20 protein-coding genes are annotated in these 19,046 nt (G+C 72.3%); 11 read left to right on the plus strand and 9 right to left on the minus strand.

The features are described from left to right. Positions 1-27: 27 nt before the first annotated feature. Positions 28-1,125: a SchA/CurD-like domain-containing protein gene (locus ACZ6I1_RS19715; protein ID WP_469288813.1), complete on the minus strand. Its 1,098-nt coding sequence runs from the start codon at positions 1,123-1,125 to the stop codon at positions 28-30. Between the two features lie 274 nt (positions 1,126-1,399). On the opposite strand from ACZ6I1_RS19715, the gene ACZ6I1_RS19720 reads away from it, so the two are divergent. Next, the gene (locus tag ACZ6I1_RS19720; protein WP_469288815.1) at positions 1,400-3,037 is read left to right on the plus strand and encodes an FAD-dependent oxidoreductase; all 1,638 of its coding nucleotides are present in this window, start codon (positions 1,400-1,402) and stop codon (positions 3,035-3,037) included. Between the two features lie 50 nt (positions 3,038-3,087). Here the strand turns inward: ACZ6I1_RS19720 and ACZ6I1_RS19725 are convergent, their stop codons facing one another. After that, positions 3,088-3,333 (minus strand): acyl-CoA carboxylase epsilon subunit, encoded by a 246-nt coding sequence (locus tag ACZ6I1_RS19725; RefSeq protein WP_469288817.1) that lies wholly within the window; start codon positions 3,331-3,333, stop codon positions 3,088-3,090. A 302-nt stretch (positions 3,334-3,635) separates the two neighbouring features. On the opposite strand from ACZ6I1_RS19725, the gene ACZ6I1_RS19730 reads away from it, so the two are divergent. The 3 genes from ACZ6I1_RS19730 to ACZ6I1_RS19740 all read left to right on the plus strand — a co-directional run bounded on the left by ACZ6I1_RS19730 (position 3,636) and on the right by ACZ6I1_RS19740 (position 6,670). Next, positions 3,636-3,869: a hypothetical protein gene (locus ACZ6I1_RS19730; RefSeq protein WP_469288819.1), complete on the plus strand. Its 234-nt coding sequence runs from the start codon at positions 3,636-3,638 to the stop codon at positions 3,867-3,869. 178 nt (positions 3,870-4,047) lie between these two features. After that, complete coding sequence (locus tag ACZ6I1_RS19735) at positions 4,048-5,481, plus strand: glycoside hydrolase family 16 protein (protein WP_469288821.1); 1,434 nt, start codon at positions 4,048-4,050, stop codon at positions 5,479-5,481. A gap of 133 nt (positions 5,482-5,614) precedes the next feature. Then, entirely contained in the window at positions 5,615-6,670 is a 1,056-nt protein-coding gene (locus ACZ6I1_RS19740) for a LacI family DNA-binding transcriptional regulator (protein ID WP_469288823.1), read from the plus strand. A gap of 142 nt (positions 6,671-6,812) precedes the next feature. On the opposite strand, the gene ACZ6I1_RS19745 is transcribed toward ACZ6I1_RS19740, so the two are convergent. After that, positions 6,813-7,478 carry a DUF4360 domain-containing protein gene (locus tag ACZ6I1_RS19745; protein WP_469288825.1) on the minus strand — a complete coding sequence of 222 codons (666 nt, stop codon included), beginning with the start codon at positions 7,476-7,478 and terminating at the stop codon, positions 6,813-6,815. Positions 7,479-7,680: 202 nt separating this feature from the next. On the opposite strand from ACZ6I1_RS19745, the gene ACZ6I1_RS19750 reads away from it, so the two are divergent. After that, positions 7,681-9,516 (plus strand): glyoxal oxidase, encoded by a 1,836-nt coding sequence (locus ACZ6I1_RS19750; RefSeq protein ID WP_469288826.1) that lies wholly within the window; start codon positions 7,681-7,683, stop codon positions 9,514-9,516. 3 nt (positions 9,517-9,519) lie between these two features. Here ACZ6I1_RS19750 and ACZ6I1_RS19755 read toward each other — a convergent pair whose 3' ends face one another. Next, positions 9,520-10,026 (minus strand): MarR family winged helix-turn-helix transcriptional regulator, encoded by a 507-nt coding sequence (locus ACZ6I1_RS19755; protein ID WP_469288828.1) that lies wholly within the window; start codon positions 10,024-10,026, stop codon positions 9,520-9,522. A 19-nt stretch (positions 10,027-10,045) separates the two neighbouring features. Between ACZ6I1_RS19755 and ACZ6I1_RS19760 the strand changes: the two genes are divergently transcribed. Next, a complete protein-coding gene (locus ACZ6I1_RS19760; protein WP_469288830.1) occupies positions 10,046-10,972 on the plus strand; it encodes an EamA family transporter in 927 nt (308 codons plus the stop codon). On the opposite strand, the gene ACZ6I1_RS19765 is transcribed toward ACZ6I1_RS19760, so the two are convergent. From ACZ6I1_RS19765 to ACZ6I1_RS19775, 3 genes are read right to left on the minus strand one after another with little or no spacing between them, the layout of a single operon-like run. Next, positions 10,959-11,606 (minus strand): HutD/Ves family protein, encoded by a 648-nt coding sequence (locus ACZ6I1_RS19765; protein ID WP_469288901.1) that lies wholly within the window; start codon positions 11,604-11,606, stop codon positions 10,959-10,961. The two genes, ACZ6I1_RS19760 and ACZ6I1_RS19765, sit on opposite strands and share 14 nt — an antisense overlap. A gap of 5 nt (positions 11,607-11,611) precedes the next feature. Further along, positions 11,612-11,983 carry a DUF4180 domain-containing protein gene (locus tag ACZ6I1_RS19770; protein WP_469288832.1) on the minus strand — a complete coding sequence of 124 codons (372 nt, stop codon included), beginning with the start codon at positions 11,981-11,983 and terminating at the stop codon, positions 11,612-11,614. A 16-nt stretch (positions 11,984-11,999) separates the two neighbouring features. Next, positions 12,000-12,452 carry a MarR family winged helix-turn-helix transcriptional regulator gene (locus tag ACZ6I1_RS19775; protein ID WP_469288834.1) on the minus strand — a complete coding sequence of 151 codons (453 nt, stop codon included), beginning with the start codon at positions 12,450-12,452 and terminating at the stop codon, positions 12,000-12,002. Between the two features lie 145 nt (positions 12,453-12,597). On the opposite strand from ACZ6I1_RS19775, the gene ACZ6I1_RS19780 reads away from it, so the two are divergent. Together ACZ6I1_RS19780 and ACZ6I1_RS19785 are read left to right on the plus strand one after the other, a co-directional pair. Beyond that, positions 12,598-14,103 carry an MFS transporter gene (locus tag ACZ6I1_RS19780; protein WP_469288836.1) on the plus strand — a complete coding sequence of 502 codons (1,506 nt, stop codon included), beginning with the start codon at positions 12,598-12,600 and terminating at the stop codon, positions 14,101-14,103. Between the two features lie 51 nt (positions 14,104-14,154). After that, positions 14,155-14,664, plus strand: a complete 510-nt coding sequence (locus ACZ6I1_RS19785; RefSeq protein ID WP_469288838.1) for a mycothiol transferase — start codon at positions 14,155-14,157, stop codon at positions 14,662-14,664. Positions 14,665-14,670: 6 nt separating this feature from the next. On the opposite strand, the gene ACZ6I1_RS19790 is transcribed toward ACZ6I1_RS19785, so the two are convergent. Together ACZ6I1_RS19790 and ACZ6I1_RS19795 are read right to left on the minus strand one after the other, a co-directional pair. Further along, a complete protein-coding gene (locus tag ACZ6I1_RS19790) occupies positions 14,671-15,333 on the minus strand; it encodes an NADPH-dependent F420 reductase (protein ID WP_469288840.1) in 663 nt (220 codons plus the stop codon). 191 nt (positions 15,334-15,524) lie between these two features. Further along, the gene (locus tag ACZ6I1_RS19795; RefSeq protein ID WP_469288842.1) at positions 15,525-16,886 is read right to left on the minus strand and encodes an FAD-dependent oxidoreductase; all 1,362 of its coding nucleotides are present in this window, start codon (positions 16,884-16,886) and stop codon (positions 15,525-15,527) included. A 242-nt stretch (positions 16,887-17,128) separates the two neighbouring features. Here ACZ6I1_RS19795 and ACZ6I1_RS19800 point away from each other — a divergent pair, with 242 nt between their 5' ends. The 3 genes from ACZ6I1_RS19800 to ACZ6I1_RS19810 all read left to right on the plus strand — a co-directional run bounded on the left by ACZ6I1_RS19800 (position 17,129) and on the right by ACZ6I1_RS19810 (position 19,003). Next, positions 17,129-17,320: a DUF5302 domain-containing protein gene (locus ACZ6I1_RS19800; protein ID WP_215147036.1), complete on the plus strand. Its 192-nt coding sequence runs from the start codon at positions 17,129-17,131 to the stop codon at positions 17,318-17,320. 174 nt (positions 17,321-17,494) lie between these two features. Further along, positions 17,495-17,905, plus strand: coding sequence for a rodlin (locus ACZ6I1_RS19805; protein WP_469288843.1), 411 nt, complete (start codon positions 17,495-17,497; stop codon positions 17,903-17,905). A 207-nt stretch (positions 17,906-18,112) separates the two neighbouring features. Next, on the plus strand, positions 18,113-19,003 hold the full coding sequence (locus ACZ6I1_RS19810; RefSeq protein ID WP_469288903.1) for a glycoside hydrolase family 19 protein: 891 nt from the start codon (positions 18,113-18,115) through the stop codon (positions 19,001-19,003). Positions 19,004-19,046 lie beyond the last annotated feature (43 nt).

The raw sequence follows: 19,046 nt of genomic DNA on the forward strand, positions 1-19,046 counted from the left end.
GGACGGGCTTGGGGGTGGGGACCGGGGTCAGGACTGCGCGGGTGCCCGGCGGTCGGTGATCAGGTTCATCGTGTGGCGGGCGGCGGTGGTCCGCTCGCCGGCCGTGGCCGTCAGCCGGTCCAGCACGGCCGCCTTGCGCGGGCCGCGCACCCCCAGGATGCTGTCGGGCTCGGCGTCGAGCGGGCCGCGCACGTCGACGAGGCGGACGACGATGTCGTCGCGCTGGAAGATGCTGCTGCTCCGTACGGGGCTCTCCGGGCGGTGCGCGGCCGCCTCGTCCTGGCGGGCGAGGAAGCGGGCCAGTGCCTGGCCGCAGCCGGGCTTGGCCGGGTAGTACAGCGCGTGGCGCGTGACGTCCTCGGTGTCCGGTTCCCCGGCCGCGATGTGGTGGACGGCGGGGAGCGCCGCCCGCATGAAGAACATGCGGGCGGACTCGGGGTCGTTCAGGTTCCGGTCCTGCTCCAGGTAGGGGTTGATGGCCTCTTCGACGGCCCGTACCTCGGGCTGCTCGGAGACGTGCCGCAGGGCTGCCATCAGGTCGCCCTGGACCTCCACGGTCCGTACCACCCGGTTGCCGTGCATGAAGAGGGAGGTCCGGCAGAGCCGTGTGTGGTCGTCGACGCGGGCGGCCGGGGAGGCGTAACTGGAGAGGATGGACGCGACCTGCTCCTCGCTGCCCGGTTTGACAGTGAAGGTGAGGGCGTGGCGGACGATGCCGGCGCCGAGGCGGGGGGCGGGCTGGAGGCGGACGCCGGCGGGCCGGGAGGCCTGGTCGTAGCTCCGGCCGGTCTCGCGCAGGACGGTGAACTTCAGCGGGCGCATGACGCGGGCGCAGGCGCCGAGCGGCTTGACCTGTTCTGCGTGGTGCTCGCTGTTGACCCATGCGAGGTACTGCGGCGCGCTCTCCCACTCGCTGGTGATCAGCCACTGGGAAGGGTTCTCGAAGGACTGGCACAGCTGATCGCTGATGTGGCCCGGGATCGACGCGATGTCGTGGCGGAGCTGTTCGTACGCCTCGAAGAACCGCTGTTGGGCCCCCTCGTGGAGGTCCATCAGCAGGACGACCCGGAGCATGGAGCCGTCGAAGGCTGACTGCGACACCCGTTCGGACAGGGTGGTTGTCATCTACTCACTCCTTCATGAGGGGGTGGAGATCCATCGCGTACGGACCCCTCGTCCGTCACCGGTGGCGTCCGCCCGGGCCGGCGGCCGTCTCGGTCGGGACGGCGGGCCGGCGCATCTCAGGGGGAGCCGCTGTCGCTCATCGTCATCCGGGTGGCGACGTACCGCTACATGTCCGGATCAAGCGGGTGACAACCGGCGAATCAACCGGGCCTAATCGACGATCGGGGGCATAAAGAGTCCACTCCCCCACACAGAAAACAGGAGCCCGCAGCTGATGGAAGACAACGCCGATGTTCGCGTACCGGTTCTCGTCGTGGGCGGCTCCCTCGTGGGCCTGTCCACCTCGCTTTTCCTGAGCCGCCACGGAGTGAGGCACCTGCTGGTCGAGAAGCACTCCGGTACCTCCCCGCACCCGCGGGGCCGTGGCATCAACGCCCGGACCATGGAGCTCTTCCGCACCGCAGGGGCGGAGCACGCGATCCGCCGGGCGGCGTCCGCGCTGGAGGGGGTCCAGGGCATTCTGCAAGCCCGCTCGCTGACCAGCGGCGACCACAACTGGCTGATCAAGTCCGTCGACCCGTCCGGGGCCCTGCGCAAGTTCAGCCCGACCGGCTGGTGCCTGTGCAGCCAGAACAACATCGAGCCCGTGCTGGCCGAGCAGAGCAGCGCGCAGGGGGCCGACATCCGGTTCTCCACCGAGCTCATGAGCTTCGACCAGGACGAATCGGGGGTGACCGCCCTGGTGAAGAACCGCGAGACGGGCGAGCACACCACCGTACGGGCCGACTTCCTGATCGCCGCGGACGGGCCGCGCAGCCCGGTGCGGGAGCAGCTGGCCATCCCGCAGACGGGCAACGGCGAGCTGTTCCACAACGTGAGCGTCACCTTCCGCTCGGAGCGGCTCGTCGACGTGCTGGGCGATCTGCGCTTCATCGTCTGCTACCTGATGCGACCGGGGGCGGACGGGGCGCTGCTGCCCGTGGACAACGCGACGCAGTGGGTGTTCCACGCCCCCTGGCACCCGGACCGGGGCGAGACGCTCGAGGACTTCACCGACGAGCGGTGCGTGGAGCAGATCCGCAATGCCATCGGCGTGCCCGACCTGGACGTGGAGATCGGCGGCAAGGCCCCCTGGCACGCCGCCGAACGGGTGGCGGAGCGGTACTCGTCCGGCCGCCGGGTGTTCCTGGCCGGGGACGCCGCCCACGAGATGTCCCCGACGGGGGCCTTCGGCTCCAACACCGGCATCCAGGACGCGCACAACCTGGCCTGGAAGATCGCCGCGGTGCTGGACGGCGCGGCGGGCATCGGCCTCCTGGACACCTACGAGGCCGAGCGGCTGCCGGTGGCCAGGGCCACGAGCGAGCGGGCGTCGGCCCGTTCGGCGGAGCACAGCCACCCCGGGTACGCGCCGCCGCCCACCATGGGCGGCGGGCCGGGCAGCGGGATCCTGCCCACGGCGATGGGCTACTGCTACCCGCGGGGCGCGGTCGTCGGCGGCGATCCGGGTCGCCCGATCATCCCCGAGGCGATGCGCCTGATGGGCGACACCGGCACCCGCGCCCCGCACATGTGGCTGATCAGGGCCGGTGAGCGGATCTCCTCCCTGGACCTGTACGAGCGCTCGTTCGTGCTGCTCAGCGGTGCGGGGACGCCGTGGCGGGAGGCGGCCGAACGGGTGGCCCGGGAGCTTCCGGAAGTCCGGCTGGAGGCCTACGGCATCGGTTCCGGGCCGGACGCGGACCTGCTCCAGGAGAAGGGCGCCGACTGGGCCGAGGTCCATGGGATGGGCCCCGACGGCGCGGTGCTCGTACGCCCGGACGGATTCGTGGCCTGGCGCTCGGAGGGCGCCGTCGCGGATCCCCGGACGGCGCTGCTCGAGGTCCTCACGACGGTGCTGCACCGGAGGTGACCGCTTCGCGTCCCTGTCCGCCGGCCGTGCGCCCGGCCGGCGGGCGGGGTTCAGCGGCAGGCCCAGCAGCCTGCCCAGCAGCCGGCGTCGGGGCGGACGGTGCGTCGCCGTCGGCCTGTTTCCGGCCCGGTTTCCGGGCCGGTTTCCCGCCCGCCGCCGTGCACCACGGCGGCGCGGGCACGGGCGGTGCGGCCCGCGTAGCAGGCGATCACGACGGCGATCGCCGCCAGCTCCTCGGGGCCGGCCAGGCCCCGCTCGACACGCAGCAGGCTCGATATCGGAACGTCGTTCGGCATCGGCACGGCCTCTCGTACGGGTGCTGTGCGCACGCCCCGCGACGGCGTGGAAGGCGGGCCGTCCCGGCTCCGGCGCGGGCTGCGCTCGGGCGGCTCGGCGCGCCTCGCGGGCGTGATCCGTTTCGTCTGCGTACTGCGCGCACTGTGCGTACCGCGCGGTTGCGCACCGGCCGGCGGACTCCTGTCGGGTCACCAGGACTCCTGACGCGACCGACGCTACAAGCGGGCGCCGGACCCGGCATGTTGGGCCCGCGGGTCCGCCGGGGCGGATCCGCTGCCGCGGCGCAGTCGGCGGTCCGGCCGTGACCGGCCACGACGCCCTGCTCTGCCGGGGCTGCGCCGGACGGCTGTACGCCGTGTGCACCACCGACGCCGGCGGCGGCCGCAAGAGCCGGGCCGCGGCCGTCGGCGAGTGGGAGGTCGACCACGAGATGCCGGTGCTGTGCCCGCTTTCCGGGCTGTTGCCGCTGACCGGGACGGCGGCCGCCGTCCATGACCTCCCCGGTGCGCGCGAGGTCCTCGGCCCTCCCGGCTGAGGGGCGCGGCGGGTTGGGCCGTACGGGTGTGTTCCCGTCGGCGCGGCCCGCCGGTTCCGTTCCCGGTGCGATGTCTTGACGCCCGTGGGGGCGGGGAGCACAGTGTGCAGCGGCGCCGTCTTGAGAGCGCTCTCAAGAGACCGGCGCACCTCCCCGACGGCGTTTCAGAGAGGCATCCATGCGTCAGACATCCGACAGGAAACGGCCGGCCGTCCGCCGGGCCGTCTTAGCCGCGTTCAGCACCATCGCGGTGGTCGCGGCCGCCTCGGTGGCGGCCGTCCTGCCCGCCGGCGCCACGGCGCCCCCCACCCCGGCCGGCTGGTCCCGGGTCTTCCTGGATGACTTCAACGGGCCCGCCGGATCCGGCCTGAACACCGCCGACTGGCAGTACACGACCGGTACGAGCTATCCCGGCGGGCCGGCGAGATTCGGCACCGGCGAGATAGAGACGATGACCGCCGATCCCGCCAACGTCTCCCTCGACGGGGCGGGCAACCTGCGCATCACCCCGCGTCGGGACGCGGCCGGCAACTGGACCTCCGGGCGGGTGGAGACCCGGCGTTCGGACTTTCAGCCCCCGGCGGGCGGCACCCTGCGCACCGAGGCCCGCATCCAGATGCCGGACGTCACGGGCCCGGCGGCCAAGGGCTACTGGCCGGCGTTCTGGATGCTCGGGGCTCCGTACCGGGGCAACTGGTGGAACTGGCCGGGGATCGGCGAGATCGACATCATGGAGAACGTCCAGGGCCTCAACACCGTCTGGGCGACCCTGCACTGCGGCACGAGCCCGGGCGGCCCCTGCAACGAGACGTCCGGCATCGGCGGCCAGCGGGTCTGCCCGGGCACCAGCTGCCAGGGCGGGTTCCACACGTACGCCGTGGAGTGGGACAGGTCCAAGGCCGTCGAGGAGATGCGCTTCTCCGTGGACGGGCTCCTCTTTCACACCGTGCGCGCGGACCAGGTGGACGCGGCCACGTGGACCAGCGCCACCAACCACGGCTACTTCATCATCCTCAACGTCGCCATGGGCGGCGGGTTCCCGGACGCCTTCGGCGGCGGGCCCGACGCGGGTACCGTGCCCGGCCACCCCATGGTCGTCGACTACGTGTCCGTCCTGCAGTCGGCGGCCGGCACGCCCACGACGCCGCCGCCCACCACTCCCCCGCCGACGACCCCGCCGACGACCCCGCCGGCGGGCAGCCGTGACGCGTACGCCGCCATCCAGGCCGAGTCGTACGACGGCCAGACCGGGCTGATCAAGGAGACCACCACCGACACCGGCGGCGGGCAGAACCTCGGCGCCATCGCCAACGGCGACTGGGCCGTGTACCGGGGCGTCGACTTCGGCTCCACGGCGGCGCGGCAGTTCCACGGCCGGGTCGCCTCGGGTGCGGCCGGCGGGGTCAGCGGACTCGTCGAGGTCCGGCTGGACAGCCGTACCAGTGCGCCGATCGGCAGCTTCTCGGTGGGGAACACCGGCGGCTGGCAGAGCTGGCGGACGGTGCCGGCGAACATCAGCGGGGTCACGGGCGTTCATGACGTGTACCTGACCTTCACCAGCGGGCAGGGCGCCGACTTCGTGAACGTCAACTGGTTCGACTTCGGCCACTGACAGGCGCCCCGGACGGACGCCGGTCATCGGCCGGTATCGATCCGTACCGCCGGGAAGGCCACCGGCCTCCCGGCGGTACGGGTTACCCTGCTGCCCCGAGGGCCCGTGCCCGCGGACACCAGGAGGAGCGCCCGTGCCGGAACAGCGTCCCGGGGACCGCCCCACCCTGGAGGCGGTCGCGGCACGCGCCGGGGTGTCCCGGGCCACCGCGTCCCGCGTCGTCAACGGCGGCGACGGCGTCCGCACCCACCTGGTGGAGAAGGTGCGCGAGGCCATCCGCGATCTGGGGTACGTGCCCAACCCGGCCGCCCGGGCCCTGGTGACCCGGCGCACCGGCGCCGTCGCGGTGATCATCGCCGAGCCGGAGGTCCGGATATTCTCCGACCCCTTCTTCTCCCGGCAGGTGCGCGGGATCAGCAAGGAACTGACGGCGCACGACACGCAGTTGGTGCTCCTGCTGGTGGAGGACCGGCGGGACTACGACCGGATCGAGCGCTATCTGGCGGGCGGCCACGTCGACGGGGCGCTCGCCTTCTCCCTGCACACCGACGATCCGCTGCCCTCGATCACCCGGCGCATCGGCATGCCCACGGTGTACGGCGGCCGGCCGGGCTGGACAGCAGGGGCGGGGAACGGCGAGGCCGACGGCGAGGTGGCGTACGTGGACGCGGACAACCGCGGAGGCGCCCGCGCGGCCGTACGGTACCTGCTGGCGCGGGGACGTGAGCGGATCGCCCACATCGCCGGCCCGCTCGACCAGACCTCCGCGGCCGACCGGCTGAGCGGCTACCGGGACGAACTGCCGCAGGCGGATCCCGCGCTGGTCGCCGAGGGGGACTTCACGGTGGCGGGCGGGGCCCGCGCGATGGCCGAACTGCTGGACCGCCGGGCCGGGATCGACGCCGTGTTCGCGGCGAACGACCTGATGGCGACGGGCGCGCTCAGGGTGCTGCGGGAGCGGGGCCGTACCGTGCCCGGCGATGTGGCGGTGATCGGGTTCGACGACGCCGAGCCGGTGGCGGAGAACGCCGATCCGCCGCTGACGACGGTGCGTCAGGACATCGAGGGGATGGGGCGCATGATGGCGCGGCTGCTGCTGGACTCGCTGGGAGCCGCGGGCCCCCGACAGCACCCCGCGCCCGGCCCGGTGATCACCTCCACCGAGCTGGTCCGGCGCGCGTCGGCCTGAGGCCGGGAGCCCGGAGCCGGGGGCCGGAAGCCGGGAGCCGGAAGCCGGGAGCCGGGAGCCGGGAGCCGGGAGTCGGGGTGAAACGCCGGGTGCCGGGGACCGCCTGACGGCGCGTGCCCCGGCACCGGCTCGTTTCCGCCCGTCAGCGTCCCGGGCACTGCTTCCACGAGAAGTGGTAGACGCTGTTGACGCTGCCGTCGGTCGAGTCGAGCGCCATGAAGCTGGTCTGCGACGGGTCGGAGGTTCCGACCTCGGCGCGGAGCTCGGTGTTGATGTTGAAGTTGCGCTGCTCCCCGCAGGGTGCGAAGACCAGCGCCTCCACGCCGGTGGTGTCGGTGGCCTGCCAGTTGTCGTCCAGCGCGCCGTTGAACTTGTGGGTGCGCTGGGCCGTCTGGCTCATGCCCTGGAAGTAGTAGCTCGCCTTCTGCGTGCCGATCGCCCCCTCCTGGAGGCTGCCGAAGCCCCGGTAGTCGACCTGGGCCACGGCGTAGGTGTAGCCCTGGGGGACGTGGACGACGAGGGAGAGCTGGCAGTTCTTGCGGCCTTCGACGGCGGGGGCGCCGCCGCCGGCCTGGGCCACGTACTCGCTGTAGGTGACGGTGAAGGCCGTGTTGTCCGGGGCCACGGCGACGGCGGCGCTGCCTGGACGGCAGCCCGATCCGTTGACGGAGGCGACGTCCACGGTCACCTGGTCGTAGGGAGCCTTGGCGGAGGGTGCCGAGGCGGAGGCCCCGGCCGAGGGGCTGAGCGTGACGAGAGCTGCGGTCACGGCGGCTGCGGTGAATCCGGTACGGAGCGACTTGATCACGTCCACATGGATAACCGCCCGCAGCGGTCCCGGAGCGCCGACGGGTACGCGGTCTCACCTCTATGGCCGCAGCGGTTCACCGCAGGAACGATTCATCCGGCCGTATCCCTGGGCCGAATGGCTCCGCGTCGCGTCGCATCGACCGGAAAGACCGGGTTCCTCCTAATATCTGGCGAATCCATCGGAGATCCAGAGGAGAGCCATGTCCCGCGCGCACCGCTCCGCCGCCGTGTCGGCCTGGGTGATCGCCTCCGCCCTGGCGCTCACGGCGATGTCGCCGCCCCCGCAGCCGGGCCCCGCCGTGCGCACCGCGCCGCGGGCCGAGGCAGCCGAGGCGGCAGAGGCGGCCGAGGCAGCGGTGATCGGGGAGGACCATGCCCGGGCGCACGCGCGGCTGCGCGAGGCGGCCGACGGCACCCGCGGCTATCCGCAGACCAAGCGCACGGCGAGCCTGACCGCACTACGGGAGTCCCAGACCAAGGCCAACGCACGCTTCGCGGCAGCGGAGTTCGGGCGGTTCACCCAGTTCTTCCCCTCTCCCGACTTCGGCGTGCACGTGGCCCAGCTGCCGACGGGCAAGGTGCTGCTGTTCTCCTTCGAGCGCACGGAGGAGGACCCCACCAAGGAGACCGGGCCCACGAACACGGTGGGCCGGACCAACGCGGGCCGCGCCTACCTCTGGGATCCGGCCAGGGGAACCGGTGCGCAGGCCTTCAAGAAGGTGCCGCCGCCCGTGGTCCTGATGCCCGACGGCCGGTACGCCCCCCGTCCTGCGCCGTTCTTCTGCGCCGGGCACGCGTACCTGCCCAACGGGATGGTCGGGGTCTTCGGCGGCAACGTCGGCGGCAAGGGCGGCAGCGGCGCCAAGCTGTCCTTCGTGTTCGACCCGTGGACCGAAAACTGGTACCGGAACCGGGACATGGCCGTGGGCCGCTGGTACCCCTCGGTCGTCACCGGGGCGGACGGCCGCCAGATCATCATGTCCGGCCAGTCCGAACGCGGTACGGGCACCCCCACCCCGGTGGTCGAGCGCTTCCCGGCGCTGCGCCATCCCGTGCCCCGGCGGCCGTTCGACATCCCGCTGGACCTCGCTTCGCAGCGGCTGCGGTCGGACGCGCCGTTCCGCAACGACTACCCGCACCTCTTCTCGCTGCGGGACGGGATGATCTACGGGCTGGGCCGCGACGCCGACCAGCAGTGGCTGTTCGACCCGGTCAAGGAGGTCCGTACCGACCTGCCGCGGCGGCCCGCCGACTTCCGCGGGTACGGCTCCGCCGTGCCGCTCCCGGCCGGCTTCCGGGGGCCGGACTCCGTCCTGGTGCTCGGCGGCGACCCGCGCGACCCGCTCACCTACCGGCTGTCCGGCGGCCGGTGGACCATCGAGGAGCCGCGCGCCTTCGGGCGGACGCAGGACGACACCCTGATCCTGCCGGACGGCACGCTGCTGACCGTCAACGGGGCGCTGGACACCCGGGATTACGGCAACGGGCCCTTCAACCCGCAGGCCGATCCGAAGTACCGGCAGATCGAGCTGCGCGACGCCCGCGGCCGCTGGCGGCTCGGTCCGGCCCAACGGCTGCCCCGGGGCTACCATTCCAACGCCCTGGTCATGCCCGACGGCCGCGTGATGGTCACCGGGGACGAGCTCCAGCAGATCGCCAACGATCCCGACATGAAGGACGGGATGGACGGCAGCATCGAGCTCTACGAGCCCGCCTACCTGCACCGCGGCCCCCGGCCGTCCCTCGACCGGGTCCCGGCGGGCGAGCTCGCCCACGACGCGGCCTTCGAGGTCGCGACGTCGACGCCGAAGGACGTGGCGCGCGCCGTCCTGCTGGCGCCGACGACCGTGACCCACTCCGTGAACACCAGCCAGCGCCACCTGGAGCTCCGGCTCACCGGCGTACGGGGCAACGCCGTCGGGCTCCGCACCCCGCCGACCGCCGCCGACGCGCCACCCGGGTACTACATGCTGTTCCTGCTCAACGCGAAGGGCGTGCCCAGCACGGCGAAGTGGGTGAAGCTGGGCCTGCGCTGAGCGTCATGTCCCGGTCGGCGGCTCGATCTTGGCCAGCCAGGCGGTGAGCAGCCCCTCCAGTTGCGCGGTCTCCCCGGGGGTCAGGCCCTCCAGGAGGCTCCGCTCGTTGCGCATGTGCTCGGTGAAGGCCCGGTCGATCAGCTCCCGGCCCGCCGGGGTGAGGGCGACCACCCGGCCCCGGCCGTCGGTGGCCGAGCGGCGCCGGGCGACCAGGCCGGCCCGTTCCAGCCGGTCGATCCGCTTGGTCATCGCGCCGGTCGTCACCATCGTGTGCCCGGCGAGCTCGCCGGGCGCCCGCTCGAAGGGCTCGCCCGCCCGCCGCAGCGCGGCGAGTACGTCGAACTCCCCCTCGCTGAGCCCGTACCGGGCGTAGACGAGGCAGAGCCGCTGCGTCAGGAGCAGGCCGAGGCGGTGGAGGCGGCCGATCACCGCCTGGGGGCTGACGTCGACGTCGGGCCGTTCACGAGCCCATTCGTCCTGGATACGAGCGACGTGGTCCTTGGCTTCCATGGAAGCTATAATACCTTCCATGGAAGCCAATATGCGGTGGTCTCTGGTCACGGCCATCGCGCCGGTGGCATGGGGGACGAACTACTTCGTCACGCGCGAGTTCCTGCCCGCCGGGCATCCGCTGTACGGAGGGGTGATCCGCGCGCTGCCGGCGGGGCTGCTGCTCCTGGCCGTGTGCCGGAAGCTGCCGAGCGGGTCCTGGTGGTGGAAGTCGCTGCTCCTCGGCGTGCTCAACATGGGCGGCTTCTTCGCGCTGGTGTACCTCGCCGCGCAGCGGCTCCCGACGAGCGTGGCCTCGACGGTCATGGCGACCGCTCCGCTGGTCATGATGCTCATCGCCTGGGCGGTGATCGCCGAGCGGCCGGGGCCGCGGCACCTGGCGGGCGCGGGCCTCGGGGTGGCGGGCGTGTGCCTCATGCTGTTCACCGCGAGCGCGTCGCTCGACGCCCTCGGGGTGCTCGCTTCGATCGCCGCCATGGCCGTCTCCTCGCTCGGCTACGTCCTCGCCAAGCGGTGGAGCGGCGGAGCCGAAGTCCTCGCCTCCACTTCCTGGCAGTTGCTGGGCGGCGGTCTGGTGCTGCTGCCGCTCGCGGTGGCGGCGGAGGGCGCTCCGCCCGCGCTCGACGGCCCGGCCCTGCTGGGCTTCGGCTACGTCACCGTGGTGGCGACGGCGCTCGCCTTCGCCGCCTGGTTCGCGGGCCTGCGGCACCTGCCCGCCGGTACGGTCGGCCTGCTCGGCCTGCTCAATCCGGTGACGGGAGTCCTGCTGGGCACGGCGATCGCGGGCGAGACGCTCAGCGCCCGGCAGCTGTGCGGGCTGGCGCTGGCGCTGACCGGGGTGCTGCTGGGGCGTCCTGCCGCAGCCCGCCCTCGCCCCGGAATGCGGGCTCAGGCCCGGGTGCGGATGCGGGTGCGGGAGGCGGCCAGGGCCGCTATCCGGCGGTGACGGCGCCGACCGCCGGAGGCGGACCGAAGCGGACCACGGCCGCGCGCCCGGCCGTACGCAGGGTCCGTTCGGGCCCGCCCGTCAGCAACGCGGCGTCGTACGGGGCCAGTTCCTCGGCGGACACGGGGCCCGGGGCCGGGCCCGGCCCGCCACCGGACCGGTGGAGCATCGCCGACCCGTCCAGGGCCACCACCAGGAGGGTCTCCCCGGGCGGCACGGCGAGCGCGAGCGCGCCCCGTACGACGGCGGTCCGCGCCCCGGTCACCCCGCGCCGGTACATCACGTTGAAGTTGACCACGGGGCCGCCGAGGAGGCGGCAGTCGGTCGGCTCGTCCCCGGCGAAGTCCTGCGGTGCGAAGCGCTCGTCCACGAGGCGGTGGGCGCCCGCCACGGTGAGGTCCATGCCCGCGCCTGCGGCGAGGGTGAGGGTGCGGTCCACGCCGGGAAAGGCCGAGAACGGTCCGTCGGCGGCGACCTCGGCGAGGCTCACCCGCCAGGCGAAGTCCCCGGTTCCGGCGCCCTCGGGCCACGCGGCGATCTCGCGGGTGACTCCCCCGCCGTTCTTCCAGGCGGTGGCAGTACGGTCGGCCGCCCGCAGGAGGCGCAGCCCATCGACGTCGCCCGCTCCGCCCATGCCGCTCACGCCGGCGATCCGGCGAGGCGTTCGCGCAGCTCCGCCGCGTCGGCGAGGAACCAGGTGTGCGTCCCGCGGTTGCACTCGCGGACGAAGTCGCGCAGCGCCGAACTGGCCTCCGTATGACGGGAGATGTCGCCCAGGACGACGAGGCCGACCCGGTACTGGACGAACTTCTGGATGATGGCGCCCGCGACGCGGGTGTTCAGCCGGAAGAACGCGTCCTCGAACCGCTCGGCGGGGATGACGGCCCAGCGGGCACCCTGGTAGCCGGCGTCGCCGATGCAGTCGAGGGCCTCGCGTTCACCGGCGATGGGCTCGCCCTCGGCCTCGCACATCAGCACGGACACGTCGTTGATCGTCTGCAGGGTGCTCATGGGAGTCGAGGCTACTTCAGGCGTCGTTCTCCATGGTGGGGCGCAGCCGCTCCAACAGGGCGTAGAGCGTGGCGCTCTCGGCCTCGTCGAGGGTGTCGAGCGCGCCCCGGGTCGCCTGCATCTCCTCCCGTACGCGGCGGATGACCTCGCGGCCCGCGTCCGTGGCGACGACGTTCTTGACGCGGCGGTCCGCGGGGGACGCCTCGCGGCGCACCAGCTCGCGGGCCTCGAGGCGGTCGACGATGCCGGTCACGTTCGAGGCGTCGCAGACCAGCAGTTTGGCGAGCCCGCGCATCGGCACGGGGCCGTCGAGCTGGGCGAGGACCCTCGCCTGGGTGGAGGTGAGGCCGTGATGGGCGGCGGCCGCCGCGAAGTCGCGCCACTGGGCCGTGCCGATGGCGGCGAGCAGCTCCAGCAGCTGGAGCTTGGCGGGTGCTGTGTGCGGGGCGGTGCCGCTCTTACCGGACATGACTCGAGCCTACCCAGAATGGTTGACATTATCAATTGTTTACTTGACCACCTTAACTATCCCCGTCTACGGTCGACGGAGTTACTTGATGACGTCAAACATCTGCGTCCTGAAGCTCTGACGCCCGAAGAAGGTCCAGCCAGCCATGAGCACCCCCTCCCCCGCCGCCACGGCGGCCACCGGGCGACGGAACGAGACGGTCGTCGTCCTCGCCCTGAGCCTCGCCGCGATGGTCGTGTCGATGATGCAGACCCTGCCGGTCCCGATCCTCGGCCTCATCCGCAACGACCTCGGCACCTCCACCGCGAGCGTGAGCTGGGTGACCACCGCCACCCTGCTCTCGGCGGCCGTCTTCACCCCGCTGCTGGGCCGGTTCGGCGACCAGCACGGCAAGAAGCCGACCCTGGTGGCCGTGCTCGGTGTCATGGTCGCCGGCTCCGTCATCGCCGCGCTGGCCACCTCCCTGCCCCTGCTGATCCTGGGCCGGGTCCTCCAGGGCGCCGCCACCGCGATCTTCCCGCTGGCCCTCTCGGTCCTGCGCGAGGAGGTCCGGCCGCAGAAGCTGCCCGGCGCGATGGCGCTGGTCAGCGGCACGCTGGCGTTCGGCAGCGGCCTCGCGCTCGTCGCCACCGGCCTGCTGACCTCGGGCTCGGACGCCGACTACCGCAGCGCCTTCTGGATGGCGACCGGCTTCGCGGCCCTCGCCCTGCTCGCCGTGGTGTTCCTGGTCCCCGCGACCCGCCACAAGACCGGCGGCCGCACCGACTTCCTGGGCGCCCTGACCCTCGGCATCGCCCTGCTGCTGCTCCTGCTGCCGATCTCCCAGGGCCACGAGTGGGGCTGGGCCTCCGCCCGTACGCTGGGCAGCTTCGCCGGCGCTGCCGTCATGACCGCCGTCTGGGTCCTGGTCGAGCGCAAGGTCCGCGAGCCGCTCGTCGACATGCGGATGTTCGTCCACCGCCCGGTGCTCATGGCCAACCTGGCCGGCATCCTCGTCGGCTTCGGCATGTTCGCGAACTTCCTGGGCGTCTCCTACCTCGTCCAGATGCCCGAGGCCCTGACGGGCTACGGCTTCGACGCGTCCATCCTGCGCGCCTCCGTGCAGTTCCTGCTGCCCGGAGCCGTCGTCTCGCTGCTGGCCTCGCCCGTCGGCGGCCGGCTCGTCCGCCGCCGCGGGCCGCGTGCGGCCCTGGGCCTGGCCGCCGTGCTCGGCGCCGTCGGGTTCGCCTGGCTCGCCCTGGACCACCGGCACAGCGCCTCGGTGATCGGCGCCGGGCTGGTCGTCGGTGCGGCCGTCAGCTTCGGCTACGCCGCCATGCCGGCCGTGATCATGGCGAGCGTCCCGCACCACCAGAGCGGCATCGCCAACGGCATCAACTCGATCTCCCGCTCCACGGGCAGCGCGATCGGCAGCGCCATCGTGACCACGATCCTGGCGTCCAAGACCCTGGAGCACCTGCCGCCGGGCGTCCCCGCGCTGCCCGCCGAGTCCGGTTTCACCCTCACCTTCGGAATCGGCGCCGCCGCGTTCGCGCTGGTCGCCGTGATCAGCCGGTTCGGTCTGCGCGGCGGGCACGGAACCGTGACCGCGGCCGCCGCGGTCCAGCCGGCGGCGGTACAGACGACCGACAAGGCCGACGCCGCCGTCTGAGGCGCGTGTCGCTCGCGCCGCGCGGGCCGGGCCGCCTTGCATGGTGGGTCCATGAAGGCTACGGACGTCATCGCCGACGGATTCGGACGCATCCAGGAGATCGTGCACGAGGTCGTCGAGGGGCTCCCGGCGGAGCAGCTCAACGCGCGCGTCGACCCTGCGGCGAACTCGATCACCTGGCTCGTCTGGCACCTGACCCGGATCCAGGACGACCACGTGGCGGACGCGGCGGACCTGGAGCAGGTGTGGCAGGCCCAGGGCTGGGCCGCCCGGTTCGCCCTGGGCCTGCCCGCCGGGTCGACCGGGTACGGGCACACCGTCCGGCAGGCCGGATCGGTCACGGTCGGCGCCGGCGAGCTGCTGCTGGGCTACTTCGACGCGGTCCACGAGCAGAGCGTGCGCTTCGTGCGGGGACTCGCCGCCACGGAGCTCGACCGGGTGGTCGACGAGCGCTGGGACCCGCCCGTCACCCTGGGCGTGCGCCTGGTGAGCGTCCTGGCCGACGACCTGCAGCACGCCGGCCAGGCCGCCTTCGTACGGGGGCTGCTGGAGCGGCGCTAGCGGGTGTCAGCCCCGGAAGGCCGCCTTGCGTTCCGGGGAGGCCGCGGCGAGCGCGCGGGTGACGCTTTCGACGCCCTCGCGGAGCCCGTATACGGGGGTGTCGGGCTGCTGGCGCCAGGATTCGTCGAGGCCGCCCGCGTCGACGGTGTCGAAGCCGAGCTGCTCGATCAGGGCGCGGACGGTCTTCTTCGCCGCCTCGTCGTCGCCCGCGACGGGCAGTGCCATCCGCTCGGGGTCGCCCGCCGGACGGTGCCGGTCGAGGATGTCCTGCGCGTAGGTGCCGTTGAAGGCCTTGATCACGGGGTGGCCGAGCTGCCGCTCCACCCAGCGGCTCTCGGTCAGGCCCTCGTCCTCGACACCGCTGATCCGGCCGTCGCGCTGCTGGGGGTAGTAGTTGCAGGTGTCGATGACCGCGAAGCCCTCGGCGGCTCCGTCGAGGACGCCGGAGGGCAGATCGGGCACCTTGTTGAAGGGGATGGTGACGACGACGATCTCCGCCCCGCGGGCCGCTTCGGCGACGGTGACGGGGGTGGCGCCGGTCTCCTCGGCGAGCGCCGTCAGGGTTGCGGGGCCGCGCGAGTTCGCCACGGACACGTCGTGCCCGAGGGCCGTGAGGCGGCGGGTGAGGTTGCCGCCGATGTTTCCCGCGCCGATGATGCCGATCTTCATGAGCTCTCCAGTGCGTGTGGGATCAGGTCTCGCGCTGGTACGAACTCCCGCGGGCGGTACGGCATTCCGGGGCGCGACCCGCTTCCCCCGGACGAGTGGCGACCGAGCCCGCCCGCGGCTGACCACCCTCCGCACGACGGAGGGCCGGGACCCCGCCGGTCCCGGCCCTCCGTCGTGCTTCCCGGGCTTTCCTAGGCCCCGCTGGCCTCGAGCATCGCCTCGCGCTCGACGATCTTCACGCGCTCGCGGCCCTGGGGCTCGCCGAGCGCCTTCTCGGCGGCGTCCAGCCGGTGCCAGCCCTCCCACGTGGTGTAGCGGACGGCGCGCTCGGCGAGGAAGGCCTCGACGGCCTCCGGCGCGGGCGCGGCCGGGGTGAGCAGGCGGCCTTCGGCGTGGTCGGCCAGCAGGTTCGCGACGGTTTCGTTGGCGTCGCCCTTGGTGTGGCCGATCAGGCCGACCGGGCCGCGCCGGATCCACCCGGTCACGTACGTCGACGCCAGGTGGCTGCCGGCCTCCATGACCCGGCCGCCCTCGTCCGGGACCGTGCCCGACTCGACGTCCCAGGGGAGCTTGGGCAGCTCGTCGGAGAGGTAGCCGACGGCCCGGTAGACGGACTGGACGTCCCAGTCCGTGAACTGGCCGGTGCCCTTGACGTTGCCGGTGCCGTCGAGCTCGGTGCGCTCGGTGCGCAGTCCGACCACCTTGCCGTCCGCGCCGAGCACCTCGGTGGGCGACTCGAAGAAGTGCAGGAACAGCTTGTGCGGCCGGTCGCCGATATCGCGGATCGCCCAGTTCTCCAGGGTCTTGGCGACCATGTCGGCCTGCTTGTTGGAGCGGCGGGTGGCGATCGAGCCCTCGTCGTAGTCGATGTCCTCGGGGTTCACGATGACCTCGATGGTGGGCGAGTGGTCCAGCTCGCGGAGCTCCATGGGGCTGAACTTGGCCTGGGCCGGACCGCGGCGGCCGAAGACGTGCACCTCGAGGGCCTTGTTGGCCTTCAGGCCTTCGTAGACGTTCGGGGGTATCTCGGTCGGCAGCAGCTCGTCGGCCGTCTTGGCGAGGATGCGCGCGACGTCGAGGGCGACGTTGCCGACACCGAGCACGGCGACCTTCTCGGCCTCCAGCGGCCAGGTGCGCGGGACGTCGGGGTGGCCGTCGTACCAGGAGACGAAGTCGGCGGCCCCGTAGGAACCGTCGAGGTCGACACCCGGGATGGCCAGGGCGCGGTCGGCCGTCGCGCCGGTGGAGAAGATCACGGCGTCGTAGAAGGAGTGCAGCTCGTCCAGGCTGATGTCGTTCGGGTAGTCGACGTTCCCGAAGAGCCGGACCTGCGGCTTGTCGAGCACCTGGTGCAGGGCGGTGACGATGCCCTTGATCCGCGGGTGGTCGGGGGCGACGCCGTAGCGGATCAGCCCGAAGGGCGCGGGCATCTTCTCGAAGAGGTCTATGGACACACCGGGCTCCGCTGCCGCCTCGGACTTCAGCAGCGCGTCGGCGGCGTAGATCCCGGCGGGGCCGGCACCGACGATTGCTACCCGCAGAGGTCGAGGCATGGCAAAGGTTCCCTTCGAGTGACAGCACAGTGGATCACTGGTGATCAAGAGGAACCTTAAACTAAGGCAATCCTTACTCAGCACCCGGTATCACCTTATGACCCCATCAGCGGAACTTATGGCCTCCCCAAGTGATCCTTGGGGAGGGGCGCCGTGTACAGAGCACCGGCCCCGCGGAACTCGCTGGTCAGCGGCCACAGCAGCTGACAGACTGAAACGGCTTGACCACCCCAGGAGGACACATGGCAGACGAAGCAGAGACCCCGCAGGACGAATCTCCGGCCGAGGAGGCCAAGCGGAAGTTCCGGGAGGCGCTGGAGCGCAACGCCGCGAATGCCCAGTCCCAGCAGGCGCACCAGTCCCGCGCGAAGGTCCAGGGCGCCAGCAGCGGCCCCGGCGGCAAGAACAAGAAGGTCCGCCGCAAGACCGGCTGACCCCCGGGGCCGAGGAGCTCAGTCTCGCCGCCACGGCGGCGGGACCGGGCCGCCGCCCCGCCCGTTGAGCCACTCGGGTGAGTGGGGATAACCGGCAGCGCCTGGAGCAGTTGATCAGCTCGCCCCGCCGAGGGCGGCTATCTCATGCGACAGTGCGACAGAAGGATCCCCCACATGTTCAAGAAGTTCATGGCCACCGCCGCGGTCACCGCCTCCGTGCTGGGTGCGGGCGCTGCCGTAGCCACCCCGGCGATGGCGATCGGCAACGACAACGGCGTCAACACCGTCAACGGCAACGGCTCCGCGCAGATCTACGGCAACGCGGAGACCACGGGCAAGATGAGCCCGCAGGCCAACCTGGTCCAGGGCACCGCCAACAAGCTCTGCATCGGCCTGCCGGCCAAGGTCAACGCCCAGTCGATCCTCGCCCTGGTCAACATCGGTGTCCAGGACATCAACGTCCTGTCCAACCCGATGAACCAGCAGTGCGCCGAGAACTCCACCCAGGCCAAGGGCGACGAGTCGCTCTCGCACATCCTCAGCAACATCCCGGTGCTCTCCGGCAACCTCTCCGCCGACAGCTGACCCTCCGGCCCTCCGGCCCTCCGGAGTCTCGGTCCTCCGGTTTCGCGCCGGCGCGGCATACCGCGCCGGCGCGTTTCATTTGGTCTAGACCTTGACAGGTTCAGACCATTTTCGCTTCAGTGGGCACTGCTGCCGCCCCCACGGCAACTCCCCCCACTGAAGGAGCAGTTACGTGATAAACGTGCGCTTCGCCGCCGTGCCCTCTCGCTGGCCGCCGCGGCGGCCGCCGCGGCAGGCCTCGGCCTCGCCCTCGTCCTCCCCTCCTCCCCCGCCGCCGCGGCCGCCCCGTGCGCCGGCGCCTGGGCCCCGTCCGCCGTGTACACGGGCGGCGCGAACGCTTCGTACAACGGGCACAACTGGCAGGCGAAATGGTGGACCCAGGGCGAGACGCCCGGAACCACCGGGGAGTGGGGCGTGTGGTCCGACCAGGGCGCCTGCGGTGACGGCGGGAGCCAGGAGCCCGACCCCGGCCACCCCTCCGGATTCGTGGTCTCCGAGGCCCAGTTCCACCAGATGTTCCCGAACCGGAACCCCTTCTACACCTACAACGGCCTGGTCGCGGCGCTGTCCGCGTACCCCGGTTTCGCCCGGACCGGCGACGACACGGTGAAGCGGCGCGAGGCCGCCGCGTTCCTCGCGAACGTCTCCCACGAGACGGGCGGGCTCGTCCACATCGTCGAGCAGAACACGGCCAACTACCCGCACTACTGCGACGCGGGGCAGCCGTACGGCTGCCCCGCCGGCCAGGCCGCGTACTACGGGCGCGGCCCGATCCAGCTGAGCTGGAACTTCAACTACAAGGCGGCCGGCGACGCGCTCGGCATCAATCTCCTCGCCGACCCGTACCTCGTGGAGCGGGACCCGGCGATCGCCATGAAGACGGCGCTCTGGTACTGGAACACCCAGAACGGTCCGGGCACGATGACCGCCCACGCCGCCATGGTCAACGGCGCGGGCTTCGGCGAGACCATCCGCTCCATCAACGGCTCGCTGGAGTGCAACGGCGGCAACCCCGCGCAGGTCCAGAGCCGGATCTCGAAGTACCAGAGCTTCACCCAGCTGCTGGGCGTGACTCCGGGCTCCAACCTGAGCTGCTGACCGGCTCCGGCCCCGTACTGCGCGCCACCGCGCTGGGCCCCGG

Source organism: Streptomyces sp. NPDC046303 (genome assembly GCF_055588085.1).